Source organism: Variovorax sp. KK3 (assembly GCF_001984055.1).
Taxonomy (GTDB): domain Bacteria; phylum Pseudomonadota; class Gammaproteobacteria; order Burkholderiales; family Burkholderiaceae_C; genus Variovorax.
Genome location: NZ_LYVO01000001.1, coordinates 59313 through 75939, shown reverse-complemented (window position 1 = coordinate 75939; position 16627 = coordinate 59313). Strand labels below are relative to the sequence as shown.

Sequence of the window (16627 nt, the reverse complement as noted above, 5' to 3'; positions counted from 1 at the left end):
GCCCCTCTTTCACTTTCAAGGACAGCACGCCATGAATGCACGCACCACCGCTTCGAGCCCGCTCCACCGGCGCGGCGTCCTCCAGCTACTGGCGGGCGGATCGATCCTCGTCGGAGGCGGCTTGCTGTGGCAGAACGCCGCGCGCTCGGCTGCGGAAGAGGCGGTCCGCATCCCGTCGCCGGCTCAGGACATGCCGCCCCCGAGCGGCCAGGGCACGCAGAAGGCCATCTTCGCGGGTGGCTGCTTCTGGGGCGTGCAAGGCGTGTTCCAGCACGTCAAAGGCGTCCAGCGTGCCGTATCGGGCTACAGCGGCGGCACGGCACCCACCGCGTCGTACGACCTGGTCAGCGGCGGCCGCACGGGACACGCGGAATCCGTCGAGATCACCTACGACCCGGCGCAAGTCAGCTACGGCACGCTGCTGCAGATATTTTTCTCCGTCGTGCACGATCCGACGCAGTTGAATCGCCAGGGGCCGGACACGGGCACGCAGTACCGCTCGGCCATCTTCGCGACGAACGAGGCGCAGCTGAAGGTGGCACAGGCCTACGTCGCGCAGCTCGAAGCCACGCGCCTGTTCGGCAAGCCGATCGTCACCCGCCTGGAGGCCTCGCCCAGTTTCTTCCCGGCAGAGACCTACCACCAGGACTTTCTGACCGAGAACCCGCGCCACCCCTACATCGTCATCAACGACCTGCCCAAGGTGGCTAACCTGAAACGGATCTTCCCCGACCGCTACCGAGGAGATCCGGTGCTGGTCAAGGCGTCACGCTGACGCGCTGGCGCCGCATTCGCGGCGCTGACAAGCCGGGCCGACCAGCCCATCGAACGAGCGATCGATTTCGCAGTCGGCCAGCGAACGCCGCAACCCCGCCTCGAAGCGGCTGCCCTCAGAGCTGGACCGGTTCCGCGTCGTAGATCTGCAGCGTCGGCGCCTGGGCCGCGAGTCCCCCGAGGGCTTTGGCGAACGCGCGAGAGGCTGGCACGGCGAAGTGCGCAAGCAAGGCCGCGCGATCGGACCACTGTTCGACGAAGACCAGGCGCAGCGCGTTCTCCTCGTCGCGATGCACGGCATGCGAGATGCAGCCGGGCTCGGCGCGTGAGCGGCGAACGTGCTCCAGGCTCAGTGCGAGCACCTGGTCCAGGGTGTCGGGTTTGGCGACGATGTCGCCGGTCACGACGATCATGGTGGCTCCTTGCAAGGTTCGCAGGCGGTTATCGGGCAGCTTCAAACGGACGGCACGATGGCTTCTGCGTATTCGTAGAGTGCGCCGAGGATTTCTTCGCTGCGCTCGTCCGCGGTTTCGGCCAGCGCATCGATCTCGGCGGAGAGCTGGTCTACGCTGCGCGCGCCCTTCTCGCCGTCGAGCAGGCGGGCCACGCGATGCGCAGCCCAGCGCTCCGTCTCATCGGCATCGAGGGTCTCGGGAAAGTTGCGCGCACGGTAGCGAAACAGCAGCTCGGCCAGACGCGGGTCGTCGAAGCCGGTGCGCGCGTGGGCCAGCTCCGTCGACGACAGCCCGCGAAGTTGCATGAGCCGGCGGCGGTCGCCATTGCCGACGAAGCCGCCGTAGAGATCCTCGTCGACGTCCGGCGTCTCCTCTCGCGGCCGCTCGTACACCTGGGGCCAAATGGCACTCATGTCGGGCAAGGCAGCGGCCAGCGACGCGTGGCGCATGGCTGCGTCGAGGTCGATGCCCCAGCGCGCGGCCATGGCCGGCGCGAGCGTCTTGAGGTTGCCCACCACCATCGGCGACTTGTTCAGATGCACACCCTTGAGCGGCAGGCGCTGCACGCCCTCCGGCAAGTCGGCGCTGCGCGTGAAGAGGCGTTGCCGGATCGTGGCGACGTCCAGGTCGCGCAGCTCGCTGGGGTCGTGCGCGAGGTCCCACGCCAGCAGCTCGTTCTTGTTGCTCGGATGGCTCGCCAGCGGCCACATGACGGCCAGGCAGCCGCGTTCGGCCGGGAACATGCCGGACACGTGCAGGAAGGGCCGGGAAGTCTCGCGCGAGGCCGGCAGGCCGAGCTCGCTGGCTACGCGGTCCTTTCGGTGCAGCGCGAAGGCGAAATCGAAGAGCTTGGGCTGGCGCGTGCGGATCAGGCGAGCCAGCGCGATGGTGGCGCGCACGTCCGAGAGCGCGTCGTGCGCAGCCTCGTGCAGCAGACCGTTCGCACGCGCGAGGTCTTCGAGCTTGAAGCTCTGGCTGCCGTCTTCCTTCTTCGGCCATTCGATGCCGTCGGGGCGCAGTGCATAGCAGAGGCGCACCACGTCGAGCAGGTCCCAGCGACCGCAGTCGTTCTGCCACTCGCGCGCGTAGGGGTCGATGAGGTTGCGCCAGAACAAGAAGCGCGTCACTTCGTCGTCGAAACGGATGGTGTTGTAGCCCACGCCGATGGTGCCGGGCTGAGAGAAGGCGGTCTCGATCCTGGCGGCGAACTCGTGCTCGGGCAGGCCGCGTTCGAGGCACAGCTGCGGCGTGATGCCGGTGATGAGGCAGGCCTCCGGGCTCGGAAGGTAGTCCGGCGCGGGCTTGCAGTAGATCATCAGCGGCTCGCCGACTTCGTTGAGCTCTGCGTCGGTGCGGATGGCGGCGAACTGCGAGGGCCGGTCGCGGCGCGGCACGGCACCGAAGGTCTCGTAGTCGTGCCAAAGAAAAGTTTGCTGGGTCATCAGGATGCTTTCCTCCGAATCCTTCTTGTGTTGTGGGCCTGCATGCATGCGTGCGTTCGTGCGTGCGTGCATGCGTCCGTTCGTTCGTTGATTCGAACGCACGCGCCGATGCTAGAGCAAAGGCGAGAACAGGCGCGCGATCGAGTCGCCGAGCCGGCGCACGAATGGTTGGCGCCGCTGGTGCCGTACCGGCGACGCGCTGTGCAAGTCGGTTTCGAACTGCGCCGCGAGCGGCCGGGCGAGCGCGGGGCCATAGATGACGGCGCACACCTCGAAGTTGAGCCGGAAGCTGCGGTTGTCGAAGTTGGCGGTGCCGATCATCGCGCACAGGTCGTCGACCACCAGGGTCTTGGAATGCAGCATGCGCGCCTTGTATTCCCAGATCTTGACGCCGGCGGCGATCAGCTCGTCGTAATAGGAGCGCGCCGCGGCGCTCACGACCAGCGAGTCGCTGCGGTGGGGCACGAGAAGGCGCACGTCGACGCCTCGCAGCGCTGCACTGGTCAAGGCCATCAGCGCGGGCTCGCCAGGCACGAAGTACGGCGTGGTGAGCCAGGCGCGGTGTGAAGCCGAATGAATGGCGGCGACGTGCATGCGGTGGATGGCCTCCAGCACGCTGTCGGGGCCGCTGGTGACGATCTGCACGGGGATGTCGCCAGCGCTCTCGTGCGCCGGAAGCCGCGGCAGCAGGGCATCGAGCGTCTCGTTGAGGCGGCGCGGGTCTTCGCCCGTGGCGTAGGTCCAGTCCTCGAGAAAGGTGGTCTGCAGCCAGCGGACCGCGCTGCCCTCGATGCGCAGATGGGCATCGTGGTAGGCGTCGGGGCGGATGCGGCGGTCTTCCTCGTCGGTGATGTTGACGCCGCCGGTGAAGCCGACGCGGCCATCGCAGACCACGATCTTGCGGTGGGTGCGGTAATTCGTCACCGGCCTCAGGCGGCGGCCGATGCGGGTGTCGTGGAAGAGCGCGACCTGGATGCCGGCTTCGAGCATCGGCGCCATGAATCGGCGCCCGATGCGCTTCGATCCGAGCGCGTCGAGCAACAGGCGCACCGAAACGCCGGCGCGTGCACGCTCGATCAGCAGGTCGCGCAGCGCGGTGCCCGTTCGGTCGGGCTCGAAGATGTAGTACTCGAGGTGAACGTGGTCACGCGCCTGGCGAATCGCCTCGAAGATGGCATCGAAGGTGCGGGCGCCACCGGACAGCAGTTCGGCAGCGGTGGCGCTCGACACCGGCAAACCGCAGGCGGCGGTGCCGAGCGCCGCCATCTGCCGCAGCGCCGGCGGTGCGCGCTCGGCGGCCTCGCGCAGGCTCGCGACGTCGGCCGGCGCCTGTGCGATCGCGCGGCTGCGCAGCCGCTTGAGGCGCTGCTTCCTGAGCCGTTGCGGACCGAGAAAGTAGTAGATGAGGAAGCCCGCGAACGGCAGCAGCGCCAGCGACAGGATCCAGCTCATCGTCGACACGGGCGCCCGCTTCTGCATGACGATCCAGACGGACAGCACCGCGATGTAGCCGCTCCATGCGAGGGAGAGGCCGGTCTTCCATTCCTGGCTGAGTTCGGGGAGGGTCAAGGGGGAAGGTCGTGGACAAAGAAAAAGGCCGGCAGCACGAATGCTACCGGCCTTGCGTGACGCGAACGAAGACGGTGGGTCAGCCGGTGGCGGCTTCTTCGGCCTCGGGCTTGGCGCGACCTTCCTTCTTCGGCAGCGGCTGGATGTCGAGCTGCACTTCTTCCTTGTCGTCGAGGTCCACCGTCAGGCGGCCGCCTTCCTGCAGGCGCCCGAACAGCAGCTCGTCGGCCAGGGCGCGGCGGATCGTGTCCTGGATCAGCCGCTGCATCGGACGTGCACCCATCAGAGGATCGAAGCCCTTCTTCGCCAGATGCTTGCGCAGCGTGTCGGTGAAGGTGACGTCGACCTTCTTCTCGGCCAGCTGCGTTTCGAGCTGCAGCAGGAACTTGTCGACAACACGCAGGATGATCTGCTCGTCGAGCGACTTGAAGCTCACGATCGCATCGAGGCGGTTGCGGAACTCGGGCGTGAACAGGCGCTTGATGTCGCCCATTTCATCACCCGCCTGACGCGGATTCGTGAAGCCGATGGTGGACTTGTTCATCGTCTCGGCGCCCGCATTGGTCGTCATGACGATGATCACGTTGCGGAAATCGGCCTTGCGCCCATTGTTGTCCGTCAGCGTGCCGTGGTCCATGACCTGCAGCAGCACGTTGAAGATGTCCGGGTGCGCCTTTTCGATTTCGTCGAGCAAGAGCACCGCGTGCGGCTTCTTCGTGATCGCTTCGGTCAACAGGCCGCCCTGGTCGAAACCGACGTAGCCGGGAGGCGCGCCGATCAGGCGGCTGACCGCATGGCGCTCCATGTACTCGGACATGTCGAAGCGGATCAGCTCGATGCCCATGATGTAGGCCAGCTGCTTCGCCGCCTCGGTCTTGCCGACGCCGGTGGGGCCGCTGAACAGGAACGAGCCGATCGGCTTGTCGTCGCGGCCGAGGCCCGAACGCGCCATCTTGACCGACGACGCCAGCACCTCGAGCGCCTTGTCCTGGCCGAACACCACGCTCTTGAGGTCGCGCTCGATGTTCTGCAGCTTGCCGCGGTCGTCGTTCGACACGTTGGCCGGGGGAATGCGCGCGATCTTCGCGACGATTTCCTCGACCTCGGTCTTGCTGATGGTCTTCTTGCGCTTGCTCGCGGGCAGGATGCGTTGGGCCGCGCCCGCCTCGTCGATCACGTCGATGGCCTTGTCGGGCAGGTGCCGGTCGTTGATGTACTTGGCGCTCAGCTCGGCCGCGGCCTGCAAGGCCGCCACGCCGTACTTGACGCCATGGTGCTCCTCGAAGCGCGACTTCAGGCCCTTGAGGATGTCGACGGTTTCCTGCACGGTCGGCTCGACAACGTCGACCTTCTGGAAGCGACGCGACAGCGCTGCGTCCTTCTCGAAGATGCCGCGGTACTCGGTGAAGGTGGTCGCGCCGATGCACTTGAGCTGGCCGCTCGACAGCGCCGGCTTGAGCAGGTTGGACGCATCGAGCGTGCCGCCCGAAGCTGCGCCGGCACCAATCAGCGTGTGGATCTCGTCGATGAAGAGGATCGCGTTCGGCTTGTCCTTGAGGGACTTGAGCACGCCCTTCAGGCGCTGCTCGAAATCGCCGCGGTACTTGGTGCCGGCCAGCAACGCGCCCATGTCGAGCGAGTAGACATGCGACTCGGACAGGATTTCAGGCACGTCGCCCTGGGTGATGCGCCAGGCCAGGCCCTCAGCGATGGCCGTCTTGCCGACGCCGGCTTCGCCCACCAGCAGCGGGTTGTTCTTGCGCCGGCGGCACAGGATCTGGATCACGCGCTCGACCTCGTACTCGCGGCCGATCAGCGGATCGATCTTGCCGTCCTTGGCCATCTGGTTGAGATTCTGGGTGAACTGCTCGAGCGGGGAGGACTTCTCGTTCTTCTCGCCGCCGCCCTCTTCGCCTTCGGAGGCAGATTCACCGCTGCTCTTGGCGGCTTCGGGCGGATCGCTCTTCTTGATGCCGTGAGCGATGAAGTTGACCACGTCGAGGCGCGTCACGCCTTGCTGATGCAGGTAGTAGACGGCATGCGAGTCCTTCTCGCCGAAGATCGCGACCAGCACGTTGGCGCCCGTCACTTCCTTCTTGCCGTTGCCGGTGGACTGCACGTGCATGATGGCGCGCTGGATCACGCGTTGGAAGCCGAGCGTGGGCTGGGTGTCCACGTCGTCGGTTCCTGCCACCTGGGGCGTGTTGTCCTTGATGAAGTTGGTGAGCGACGCGCGCAGGTCGTCGACGTTGGCCGAGCAGGCGCGCAGAACTTCGGCGGCGCTCGGGTTGTCGAGCAAAGCGAGCAAGAGATGCTCCACCGTGATGAACTCATGGCGTTGCTGCCTGGCTTCCACAAAAGCCATGTGCAAGCTGACTTCCAGTTCCTGGGCAATCATGTGATTTCCTTTTGGCTTTGCTGTAAATGAATTCTCAGATGGGTTGGAGCGCGGTTTATTCAACCGGTTCACTGACGCACTGCAATGGATGGCCGGCCTGGTGGGCGGCTTCCATCACCTGATTGACTTTGGTGGCTGCCATGTCGCGAGAATAAACGCCGCAGACGCCTCGACCGTCGAGATGGATCTTGAGCATGATCTGGGTGGCGGTTTCCCGGTCCTTGTTGAAGAACTCCTGGATTACCACGATGACGAATTCCATCGGCGTGTAATCGTCATTGAGCATCACCACCTGATACATCTGGGGCGGCGCCGTCTTCTGCGGGCGCCGCTCGATCACGACCGCATCGCCATCGCCCCGCTCAGGCTTCACAGCCGGAGGCGCAGGCGGGGTCGAAGGGATTTTGGTAGCCATGAAGTTCATTTTATCGAGCCGACTGCCGCTTGCAGCGGCCAAGAAGCAGGAACTGGTGGCAGCTTTGTGACATTCAAGACGGCGGCCGGCCGCGGGCCCTGTTCGGCGCTCATGCAAACAGCATGCCCTGTTTCCGGCCGAGAGCATTCCGGTCCCAAAAAAACCCCGGAGCCTCGCGGCACCGGGGTCGACGACAGGAACATGGAAAGTCGCTTCGGGATGCGCTTTACATGTTGTCGATCATGACCTGGCCGAAGCCGGAACAGCTGACCTGGGTGGCGCCGTCCATCAGGCGTGCGAAGTCGTAGGTCACCTTCTTGCTGGCAATGGACTTCTCCATCGATTCGATGATGAGATCGGCGGCCTCCGTCCATCCCATGTGACGCAGCATCATCTCGGCCGAGAGGATTTCGGAGCCGGGGTTGACGTAGTCCTTGCCGGCGTACTTGGGCGCCGTGCCGTGGGTCGCCTCGAACATCGCGACCGTGTCGCTCAGGTTGGCGCCGGGGGCGATGCCGATGCCGCCGACCTGGGCTGCCAACGCATCGGACACATAGTCTCCATTCAAATTGAGGGTGGCGATGACGCTGTACTCGGCCGGACGCAGCAAGATCTGTTGCAGGAAAGCATCGGCGATCGCATCTTTGATGGTGATTTCTTTGCCGGATTTCGGGCTCTTGAGCCTCATCCAAGGCCCGCCGTCGATGAGTTCGGCGCCGAATTCGCGGGCGGCCAGGCCATAGCCCCAGTCGCGGAATCCGCCCTCGGTGAACTTCATGATGTTGCCCTTGTGCACCAGGGTGACGCTGGGCTTGTCGTTGTCGATCGCGTACTGGATCGCCTTGCGCACCAGGCGCTCGGTGCCCTCGCGCGAAACCGGCTTGATGCCGATGCCGGAGGTGTCGGGAAAGCGGATTTTCTTGACGCCGAATTCGTCTTGAAGGAATTTGATGAGTTTCTTGGCCTTGTCGCTTTCGGCCTCGAATTCAATGCCGGCGTAGATGTCCTCCGAGTTCTCACGGAAGATCACCATGTTGGTCTTCTGCGGCTCCCTCACCGGGCTGGGCACGCCTTCGAAATACTGAATGGGGCGCAGGCAAACGTACAGGTCGAGCTCCTGGCGCAGCGCCACGTTCAGCGATCGGATGCCGCCGCCCACGGGGGTGGTCAACGGGCCCTTGATCGACACCACATACTCGCGCACGGCATGCAGGGTTTCGTCGGGCAGCCAGACGTCGGGGCCGTAGACCTTCGTCGACTTCTCGCCTGCGAAGACCTCCATCCACTGGATCTTCTTCTTGCCGCCGTAGCTCTTGGCCACGGCCGCATCCACCACCTTGATCATCACCGGGGTGATGTCGAGGCCCGTGCCGTCACCCTCGATGAAAGGAATGATGGGCTGGTCCGGCACATTCAATGAGTTGTCGGCGTTGACCGTGATCTTCTGGCCTTCGGTCGGAACTTTGATGTGCTTATAGCTGGACATGAGAAGCGGAACTCCGGGGTGGTTTGTAGGCAGGAAGACACTATGTTTCCAGCCGGCTGAATAGCCGTAGAATTTTAGATGCAACCGGAGGAGCCCGAGGGTCCTGTCAACCGTGGCCTCGAAGCCCTCGTTGTTGGCTGACCTTCTGCTGGCCGGGAGGCATTTTCAAACCATCTCCACAAGAGGAATCCGTAATGAAGAAAGTTCTCGCAGTGATGATTGCCGGCCTGTTCGCCGCTGGCGCGTTCGCTCAAACCCAACCTGCCGAAGTCAATCCGCAGGCCCAGGGCAAGGCAGCCGACCGCGCCGAAGCACGCAAGTCGGCTCGTCCGGCCGGCCAGGTGAAGGCTCCGGGTGGTGACCAGTCCAATGTGGCCGAGGGCAGCGGTGGCGTGACCAAGACTGGCGCCGACAAGGCAGCCCAGGCTCGCCGCGATTCGCGCGACACGCGTCGTCCTGCCAAGGGCGGTGGCAAGAAGCCGGTGCCGATGCAAGGCGGCACGCCCCAGTAAGCCGGGTCGTCCCACAAAAAAGAAAGCGTTCCTCGGAACGCTTTTTTTTCGGCAATCTCCTATCTGTCGTCCGCATCCGGAAAGCCGTCTTCATGTTTCAGCGTTTTGTCGTCCTGTTCGCATTCCTTGCCATATGCGCTGGTGCCCATGCCCAGCAACCCCAAACCCAATTGCAGCGGGTCAAATTGACGGCGGGCATGTACCAGATCGATGCGCAGGTGGCGCAGACGCCCGAGCAGCGCCAGATCGGCCTCATGTTCCGTAAAGAGATGCCGCAGACCGAGGGCATGATCTTCGTCTTCGAGCAGCCGGCCACCCAGTGCTTTTGGATGCGCAACACTTTGTTGCCATTGACTGCAGCCTTCGTGGCCGATGACGGGCGCATCGTCAATCTGGCCGACATGAAGCCGATGACCGACGACTCTCATTGCTCGGAAGAACCGGTGCGCTACGTGCTGGAGATGAACCAAGGCTGGTTCGCGCAGAAGAACATCAAGAAGGGCACCAAGCTCGGCGGCACGCCTTTCGTCGCCAAGCGCTGATGCCCCCGACATTGCGCATGTAAAAAAGCCGACCCGTATGGGTCGGCTTTTTTCATGCGTGCGACGCGTTCAGCCGAAGTTCTTCTGGGCGAAGTCCCAGTTGACCAGTTTCCCGAGGAAGGTCTCGACGAACTTGGGGCGCAGGTTGCGGTAGTCGATGTAGTAGGCGTGTTCCCAAACATCCACCGTCAGGACGGGCTTGTCGGCCGTGGTCAGCGGCGTACCGGCCGCGCCCATGTTCACGATGTCGACCGAGCCGTCGGCCTTCTTGACCAGCCAGGTCCAGCCCGAACCGAAGTTGCCCACTGCGGACTTCACGAAGGCTTCCTTGAAGGCTGCGTAGCTGCCCCACTTGGCCTCGATCGCCTTGGCCAGCGCGCCGCTGGGTTCGCCGCCGCCGGCGGGCTTCATGCAATTCCAGAAGAAGGTGTGGTTCCAGATCTGCGCGGCGTTGTTGTAGATGCCGCCGCTGGACTTCTTGACGATGTCCTCGAGTTCCATGTTCTCGAACTCGGTGCCCTTCTGCAGGTTGTTCAGGTTCACCACGTAGGCGTTGTGATGCTTGCCGTAGTGGTACTCCAGCGTTTCCTTGGAGTACTCGGGTGCCAGTGCATCCAGCGCGTACGGAAGGGGTGGGAGGACGTGTTCCATGTCTTTTCTCGCAGGTTGGTTGTGGGGACGAAGCATTCTAGAAAGGATTCATTGCCCTCGCGTCGGACGCAGTCGCGTCGCGGCCGTCCGGTCGACGGTCATGTCCACCGTGCCGTCGGCCAGCCTTGCCTGCACGACGTCGCCGACGCTCATCTGGGTGGTGCTCGTGATGGCCTTGCCGTCCGGGCCCGTCAACCAGGCATAGCCGCGCTCGAGCACGAGCGCCGGGTCCAGCAATTGCAAGCGCAGCGCCGCGCGTTCCAATCGCTCTTTACGTTGCTGCAAGCCTCGGATGAAGCGGACCGGCAACTCGGGTTCGAGGCGTTGCTGCCGTTGAGTCAGGCTCTGGATGCGCGACGCAGCGCCGTGGCGCAAGCGCTGCGCGTACTGTGCCAGCCGAAGTTGCTGCCGCAGCACCAGCGTCGAGGGGCGCGCCAGGCGAGTGGCCGCATCGTCGACGCGTTGATGCAAGGCATCGAGGCGTCCCGCCACGCCTCCGCGCAAGCGATCCGCCAACAGGTCCAGCGCGCCGAGCCAGAGCTCACGCGGCGCCGCCACCAGTTCGGCGGCCGCAGTGGGCGTCGGTGCCCGCAGGTCGGCGCAGAAGTCTGCAATGGTGAAGTCGGTCTCGTGACCGACGCCGCTGATCACGGGCACCGGGCTCTGGACGATGGCTCGTGCCAGGCTTTCGTCATTGAAGGCCCAGAGGTCTTCGATCGAGCCGCCGCCACGCACCAGCAGGATCGCCTCGACGGGCGGTTGCAGGGCATAAAGCGCCTGCAGCGAGCGCACCAGTTCGGCCGGCGCACCGGCGCCCTGCACCGCCGCCGGCGCCAGCACGACGGAAACATGCGGCACGCGCCTGCGCAACGCGGTGACCACGTCATGCAGCGCCGCCGCTCCCAGCGACGTGACGAGCCCGATGGAGCGCGGCGCGGCTGGCAGCGCGCGCTTGCGGGCGGGATCGAAAAGCCCTTCGGCCTCCAGGCGCGCCTTGCGCTGCATGAACTGCTCGAACAGCGCACCCTGCCCGGCCCGGCTCAGGCTTTCGACCACCAATTGCAGGTCGCCGCGTGGTTCGTACACCGCCAAGCGTCCGCGAACCTCGACCTGATCTCCGTCGCGCGGTGCGAAGTCGAGCAGGCCGGCAGCGCGCCTGAACATCGCACAGCGCAACTGGCCCGACTCGTCCTTCAAAGCGAAGTAGCAATGCCCGCTGGCGGCGCGCGAGAAGCCGCTGATTTCGCCGCGCACGGCCACAGGATTGAAGCGCGATTCGAGCGCATCTGCGACCGCGCGGCACAGCGCACCGACGGCCCAGACGCGAGGGCCCGCAACCCGCGCAGTGTCAAATCCGCTCATCGGAAGGCGGTGTGCGAGGTACGAGTCGTCCACAACGGAGGGTGCCTTGCCACGGATGGCACCTGCCCCAACACAGCAGGCCCGAGTCCACGTGCAAGCCGTTGATTTGATTGAAGAAAGTGCTGCTCAAAATTCGATCGTTCCAAGGCGAGGCCCGTGGAATGGGGCTTCAGCGGAGTTGCCCCGATGGTTAGCCACAAAGTTATCCACAGAATCTGTGCGTCGTATCCGACAGGCGAATACAAATGGGAACATCTGCTTCCGACGGGTGGATAATCGCCGCGCATTCGTAATCCACGGGCCGGAGGATTTCTTTGTTTTCGATCATAGTTGCTGCGGGCTGGCCGATCTGGCCGCTGCTCGCTTGTTCAGTGGTGGGGCTTGCACTGGTCATCGAAAGATTCAGCAGCCTCAAGACGGCCAAGGTTCTTCCTCCCAAGTTGCTCGACGAAGCCATCGGCGTCTCGCGCAACGCCATTCCGGGGCCGGAGGTGGTGACCAAGCTCGAGAAAAACTCGGGCCTCGGCGAAGTGCTCGCCGCCGGCTTCCGCACGCTGAACTCGAACCCGCAATCCACCGAAGACGACCTGCGTGCGTCCATGGAAGCCGCCGGGCGCGTCGTCGCCCATCGACTCGAACGTTACCTGCCCGCGCTGGCGACCATCGCATCTGCAGCACCGCTGCTGGGACTGCTCGGCACGGTGATCGGCATGATCGAAATCTTCGGCTCGCAAGCGCCGAGCACCGGGGCAGTCGGCTCCGGCAACCCCGCGCAGTTGGCGCATGGCATTTCGATCGCGCTGTACAACACGGCCTTCGGGCTGATGGTCGCGATCCCGGCGTTGATTTTCTGGCGCTACTTCCGCAGCCGGGTCGACGAATACCTTCTCAACCTCGAACTGGCCGGCGAGCGCTTCGCGCGCCACCTGAACACGCTGCGGTCATGAGGCGGATGCACTTCAGCCACGGCTCGAAGGAAGAGCCCGAGATCAACCTGATTCCCTTCATCGACGTGCTGCTGGTGGTGCTCATCTTCCTGATGCTGTCCACCACCTACAGCAAGTTCACCGAGATGCAGTTGCGACTGCCGGTCGCCGACGTGGATGCGCAGCGCGACTATCCGAAGGAAGTCATCGTCGCGGTGTCGGCCGATGGCCGTTATTCGATCAACAGGACCGTGTTGGCCGAGCGCAGCGTCGAGGCCGTGGCCGATGCCCTGGGCGCGGCCTCCAACGGCAACAAGGACAACGTGGTGATCATCAGCGCCGACGCCACCGTTGCCCATCAGTCCGTGATCACCGTGATGGAGGCCGCGCGCCGCGCCGGGCTCTCGCAGATCACCTTCGCCACCCAATCGGCCGGACGGGCCGGCCGCTAGTTTGGGGCTGCAGCAGGCCTGGCTCGGGCGCGGGGCCACCGCACGCTCGCTGTGGCCGCTGTCGCTGCTTTTCGGCGCCTTGGCCGCAACCCGACGCGCGCTCTATCGGTCCGGCATCCTGCGCACGGAGCACGTCGGCGTGCCCGTGATCGTCGTTGGGAACGTGATTGCCGGCGGCTCGGGCAAAACGCCAGTCGTGATGGCCGTCGTGCGTCATCTCCAGGCCCGCGGGCTTCGGGTGGGCGTGATCTCGCGGGGCTATGGCCGAGCCACCGACGACTGCCGCGAAGTCCTCGACGACAGCGATCCACGCGACGTCGGCGACGAGCCGGCGCTCATCCACCGTGCGACAGAAGCACCCGTCTTCGTCGCGAGGCGGCGCGTCGAGGCCGCGCGCGCGCTGCTCGCACGGCATCCGGATATTCGCTGCATCGTGAGCGACGACGGCCTGCAGCACATGGCGATGGCCCGCGACGTCGAGATCTGCGTCTTCGACGACCGCGGGACGGGCAATGGATGGCTGCTCCCCGCCGGCCCGTTGCGCGAGCCCTGGCCTCGAGCTTGCGACCTGGTGCTGCACACCGGCGCGCGGCCCGCGTTCGAAGGTTTCACGGCCCGCCGCGCGTTGGCCGACCATGCAGTGCGCAGCGACGGCACCGCGGTGCCCCTGACCGAACTGACCGGCAGGCCTTTGGTTGCCGTTGCGGCCATCGCCAAGCCCGAGGCCTTCTTCCAGATGTTGCGCGAACTCGGGCTGCACGTGCAGCAGTGCATTGCCCTGCCCGACCATGACGACTTCGACCGGTGGCAGCCGCCGGCCCGCCAAGGCCACACCGTTCTTTGTACCGAGAAGGACGCGGCCAAACTATGGCGCCATGCTCCGGACGCACTGGCCGTGCCGCTGCTGTTCGAGCCCGAGCCCGCCTTCTTCCGCGCCCTGGACGCGAAGCTATCATCGACCGATGGACACCAAGCTGCTTGAACTGCTCGTCTGCCCCGTGACCAAGGGACCGCTCACCTGGAACCGCGACAAGCAAGAGCTGGTGTCGCGCAGCGCACGCCTGGCCTACCCCGTGCGCGACGGCATCCCGGTGCTGCTCGAAACCGAGGCGCGCACCCTTTCCGACGAAGAACTCGGCCTGTGACGCTGCGCTTCGACGTTCTGATCCCGGCCCGACTCGCCTCTACACGGCTGCCGGACAAGCCGCTTGCCGATATCGCCGGACTGCCGATGGTGGTGCGCGTTGCCCAGCGAGCCATGCAGTCGCAAGCGGCCCGCGTGGTGGTGGCGGCCGACGATGCCCGAATCGTCGACGCGTGCGCGGCGCACGGCGTCCAGGCTCTGCTCACGCGCACCGACCATCCGAGCGGCAGCGACCGGCTTGCCGAAGCCTGCCACCTGCTCGGCCTGCCTGACGACGAGATCGTGGTCAACGTGCAAGGCGACGAACCGCTGATCGATCCGGCCCTCATCAATGCCGTGGCCCAGACCCTGGCGGACCAGCCCGATGCCGCGATGAGCACGGCCGCCCATGCCATCGACACGCTCGAAGACTTCGTGAATCCCAACGTCGTCAAGACCGTGCTCGACGCGCAGGGCAATGCGATGTATTTCAGCCGCGCGCCCATCCCGTGGTGGCGCGACGGCTTCGCGAAGGGCGGCCCCACGGCGCTCCCGACCGCGCCCGGACCGCTGCGCCACGTCGGCATCTACGGCTATCGCGCCGGCTTCGTGCGGCGCTTTCCCGGCCTGCCGCCAGCACCGGTCGAGGCGACCGAAGCGCTCGAGCAGCTTCGCGCACTATGGCATGGTCACCGCATCGCGGTGCACGTGAGCACCCATGCGCCGGGGCCGGGCATCGACACCCCGGAAGACCTGGAGCGCGTACGCGCCTGGTTCGCCGCCCACTGAGCGGCTCGGATCGAGCACCGAATCGAGGCTGAAACACGGGGGCCTCGGCGCCTCTGCGCCCCCGGGGCTGCATGCTATCCTCGACGCAACTGCGCCCTTGCTCCGTCGCCTGAGACAGGCAGGCAGGCGCTACAGAAATCGAAGAACCGTCCGAGGACACCATGAGACTGATTTTGTTGGGCGCCCCCGGGGCGGGCAAGGGCACACAGGCTGCCTTCATCTGCCAGAAGTACGGCATCCCCCAGATCTCCACCGGCGACATGCTGCGTGCCGCGGTCAAGGCTGGCACACCGCTCGGCTTGCAGGCCAAGGCCGTCATGGATTCCGGCGCCCTGGTCAGCGACGACCTCATCATCAACCTCGTCAAGGAACGGCTCACGCAGCCCGATTGCGCCAACGGTTTCCTCTTCGACGGCTTCCCCCGGACCATTCCGCAGGCCGACGCGATGCGCGCCGCCAACGTCAAGCTCGACTACGTGCTCGAGATCGACGTGCCCTTCGCGGACATCATCGAGCGCATGAGCGGGCGCCGCTCGCACCCGGCGTCGGGCCGCATCTACCACGTCAAGTTCAATCCGCCGAAGGCCGAAGGCAAGGACGACCTGACGGGTGAAGACCTGATCCAGCGCGACGACGACAAGGAAGACACCGTGCGCCATCGGCTCGACGTCTACAGCAAGCAGACGCGTCCCCTGGTCGACTACTACGCCGCCTGGGCCAAGACCGAGCCGGACGCGGCGCCGAAGTACCGTGCCATCAGCGGCGTGGGCACCGTCGAGGAAATCACCCAGCGCGCCTTCGCCTCTCTGGCGAGTTGATCAGGCCGGGCTGGACCGCAGCCCGTAGACCTTGCCGTCCACGAACAGGTATTCGACCCGCATGATGGGCTCGCCCTTCTCTTCCTTGAAGGTGAAGCCCACTGCCGAGACGGCGGTGCCGGCCTTGATCTCTGCCACCTTCCAGGCTTCCATCCGCGTGAGCGGTGCGAGTTCGAGTTCCCACTGACGCTCCGTGCGTCGCGGCACTGCGGCCTTCGCGAGCAGGCCCGCCCCGTCCACCGGCGCGCTTTGCGAGGGCAGGCTCCGCTTCGCCAGGTCCGCAGGCACCTTGAGACCGGCTGGTACGTCGATCATCAGCTCCACATGCGGGTTCTGCCAACGCGCGCGCGTGACCTTGCCCTCCAGGTAGATCGGGCGGTCCTGGTCGAAGCTGCTCCAGCCGTGGTGGGCCCAGGCCACCTTGCCTGCGAGGGGAAAGGATGCGGCAGCGATGAGGATGCGGCGACGGTTCATCGAATAGCTCCTTCTTTCAATCAATAGGCGATCCAGCGGCCGCAGAACACGACCGCCAGCCAGATCGCAGTAGACATCAGCATCTGAATCCGCGCCAGCGCGTCGAGTTTGCGCAGCGATCCGCGGGCATGGAACCAGGCGGCGTTGCAGCCGGCGAACACGAGCAGGCCCATCTTCGCGATGAAGGCGCGGTTGGACAGCAGTTCGGCCGGCTGCGTGGCGAACATCAGCGATCCGCTGGCTGCCGCAAGCGCGAAGCCGGCCAGCGCGATCGACAGCGACAGCCTGGCCATCGCCTCGACCGGCAACGCGTCGGCGCGGCCGAACACGCGCATTTCGAGTGCGATCAGGTTGCCGACCAGCAGCGCGATCCCGACGATGTGCACGACCTCGAGCGCGGGATACATCCAGGCGTTGGACTGAAGCGCAGCGAACATGC

At 65.3% G+C, this 16627-nt stretch carries 19 protein-coding genes; 9 read left to right on the top strand and 10 right to left on the bottom strand.

The genetic code is table 11. The annotated features are described in order from the left end of the window. Positions 1-31 precede the first annotated feature (31 nt). Positions 32-775 (top strand): peptide-methionine (S)-S-oxide reductase MsrA, encoded by a 744-nt coding sequence (msrA, locus tag B0W80_RS00380; protein WP_076997110.1) that lies wholly within the window; start codon positions 32-34, stop codon positions 773-775. A gap of 115 nt (positions 776-890) precedes the next feature. Here the strand turns inward: msrA and B0W80_RS00375 are convergent, their stop codons facing one another. The 6 genes from B0W80_RS00375 to icd all read right to left on the bottom strand — a co-directional run bounded on the left by B0W80_RS00375 (position 891) and on the right by icd (position 8539). After that, the gene (locus tag B0W80_RS00375) at positions 891-1187 is read right to left on the bottom strand and encodes a putative quinol monooxygenase (RefSeq protein ID WP_076997109.1); all 297 of its coding nucleotides are present in this window, start codon (positions 1185-1187) and stop codon (positions 891-893) included. Between the two features lie 41 nt (positions 1188-1228). Then, positions 1229-2671 carry an exodeoxyribonuclease I gene (sbcB, locus tag B0W80_RS00370; protein WP_076997244.1) on the bottom strand — a complete coding sequence of 481 codons (1443 nt, stop codon included), beginning with the start codon at positions 2669-2671 and terminating at the stop codon, positions 1229-1231. Positions 2672-2782: 111 nt separating this feature from the next. Continuing rightward, entirely contained in the window at positions 2783-4240 is a 1458-nt protein-coding gene (gene cls / locus B0W80_RS00365) for a cardiolipin synthase (protein ID WP_076997108.1), read from the bottom strand. Positions 4241-4319: 79 nt separating this feature from the next. Beyond that, positions 4320-6638, bottom strand: coding sequence for an ATP-dependent Clp protease ATP-binding subunit ClpA (gene clpA, locus B0W80_RS00360; RefSeq protein ID WP_076997107.1), 2319 nt, complete (start codon positions 6636-6638; stop codon positions 4320-4322). A 55-nt stretch (positions 6639-6693) separates the two neighbouring features. Continuing rightward, positions 6694-7053 (bottom strand): ATP-dependent Clp protease adapter ClpS, encoded by a 360-nt coding sequence (gene clpS / locus B0W80_RS00355; RefSeq protein ID WP_076997243.1) that lies wholly within the window; start codon positions 7051-7053, stop codon positions 6694-6696. A gap of 226 nt (positions 7054-7279) precedes the next feature. Next, positions 7280-8539 carry an NADP-dependent isocitrate dehydrogenase gene (gene icd / locus B0W80_RS00350; RefSeq protein ID WP_076997106.1) on the bottom strand — a complete coding sequence of 420 codons (1260 nt, stop codon included), beginning with the start codon at positions 8537-8539 and terminating at the stop codon, positions 7280-7282. A gap of 194 nt (positions 8540-8733) precedes the next feature. On the opposite strand from icd, the gene B0W80_RS00345 reads away from it, so the two are divergent. Together B0W80_RS00345 and B0W80_RS00340 are read left to right on the top strand one after the other, a co-directional pair. After that, entirely contained in the window at positions 8734-9051 is a 318-nt protein-coding gene (locus tag B0W80_RS00345) for a hypothetical protein (RefSeq protein ID WP_076997105.1), read from the top strand. A gap of 92 nt (positions 9052-9143) precedes the next feature. Continuing rightward, positions 9144-9593 (top strand): DUF192 domain-containing protein, encoded by a 450-nt coding sequence (locus B0W80_RS00340; RefSeq protein ID WP_076997104.1) that lies wholly within the window; start codon positions 9144-9146, stop codon positions 9591-9593. Positions 9594-9662: 69 nt separating this feature from the next. Here the strand turns inward: B0W80_RS00340 and B0W80_RS00335 are convergent, their stop codons facing one another. Beyond that, the gene (locus B0W80_RS00335) at positions 9663-10244 is read right to left on the bottom strand and encodes a superoxide dismutase (RefSeq protein WP_076997103.1); all 582 of its coding nucleotides are present in this window, start codon (positions 10242-10244) and stop codon (positions 9663-9665) included. A 48-nt stretch (positions 10245-10292) separates the two neighbouring features. Next, positions 10293-11606, bottom strand: a complete 1314-nt coding sequence (gene xseA / locus B0W80_RS00330; RefSeq protein ID WP_076997242.1) for an exodeoxyribonuclease VII large subunit — start codon at positions 11604-11606, stop codon at positions 10293-10295. Positions 11607-11920: 314 nt separating this feature from the next. On the opposite strand from xseA, the gene B0W80_RS00325 reads away from it, so the two are divergent. From B0W80_RS00325 to adk, 6 genes are all read left to right on the top strand, one after another. Further along, positions 11921-12553 (top strand): MotA/TolQ/ExbB proton channel family protein, encoded by a 633-nt coding sequence (locus B0W80_RS00325; protein WP_076997102.1) that lies wholly within the window; start codon positions 11921-11923, stop codon positions 12551-12553. Between the two features lie 5 nt (positions 12554-12558). After that, positions 12559-12984: a biopolymer transporter ExbD gene (locus tag B0W80_RS00320; RefSeq protein ID WP_076997101.1), complete on the top strand. Its 426-nt coding sequence runs from the start codon at positions 12559-12561 to the stop codon at positions 12982-12984. A gap of 1 nt (position 12985) precedes the next feature. Then, entirely contained in the window at positions 12986-13966 is a 981-nt protein-coding gene (lpxK, locus tag B0W80_RS00315) for a tetraacyldisaccharide 4'-kinase (RefSeq protein ID WP_076997100.1), read from the top strand. Beyond that, positions 13947-14129, top strand: a complete 183-nt coding sequence (locus B0W80_RS00310; RefSeq protein WP_076997099.1) for a Trm112 family protein — start codon at positions 13947-13949, stop codon at positions 14127-14129. Before lpxK ends, B0W80_RS00310 begins: the two co-directional genes overlap by 20 nt. A gap of 2 nt (positions 14130-14131) precedes the next feature. Further along, positions 14132-14896, top strand: coding sequence for a 3-deoxy-manno-octulosonate cytidylyltransferase (gene kdsB / locus B0W80_RS00305; RefSeq protein WP_076997241.1), 765 nt, complete (start codon positions 14132-14134; stop codon positions 14894-14896). Positions 14897-15057: 161 nt separating this feature from the next. Continuing rightward, entirely contained in the window at positions 15058-15714 is a 657-nt protein-coding gene (adk, locus tag B0W80_RS00300) for an adenylate kinase (RefSeq protein WP_076997098.1), read from the top strand. On the opposite strand, the gene B0W80_RS00295 is transcribed toward adk, so the two are convergent. Together B0W80_RS00295 and B0W80_RS00290 are read right to left on the bottom strand one after the other, a co-directional pair. Beyond that, the gene (locus tag B0W80_RS00295) at positions 15715-16188 is read right to left on the bottom strand and encodes a DUF6152 family protein (protein ID WP_076997097.1); all 474 of its coding nucleotides are present in this window, start codon (positions 16186-16188) and stop codon (positions 15715-15717) included. Between the two features lie 20 nt (positions 16189-16208). Then, entirely contained in the window at positions 16209-16625 is a 417-nt protein-coding gene (locus tag B0W80_RS00290; protein ID WP_076997096.1) for a hypothetical protein, read from the bottom strand. Between the last annotated feature and the right edge of the window lie 2 nt (positions 16626-16627).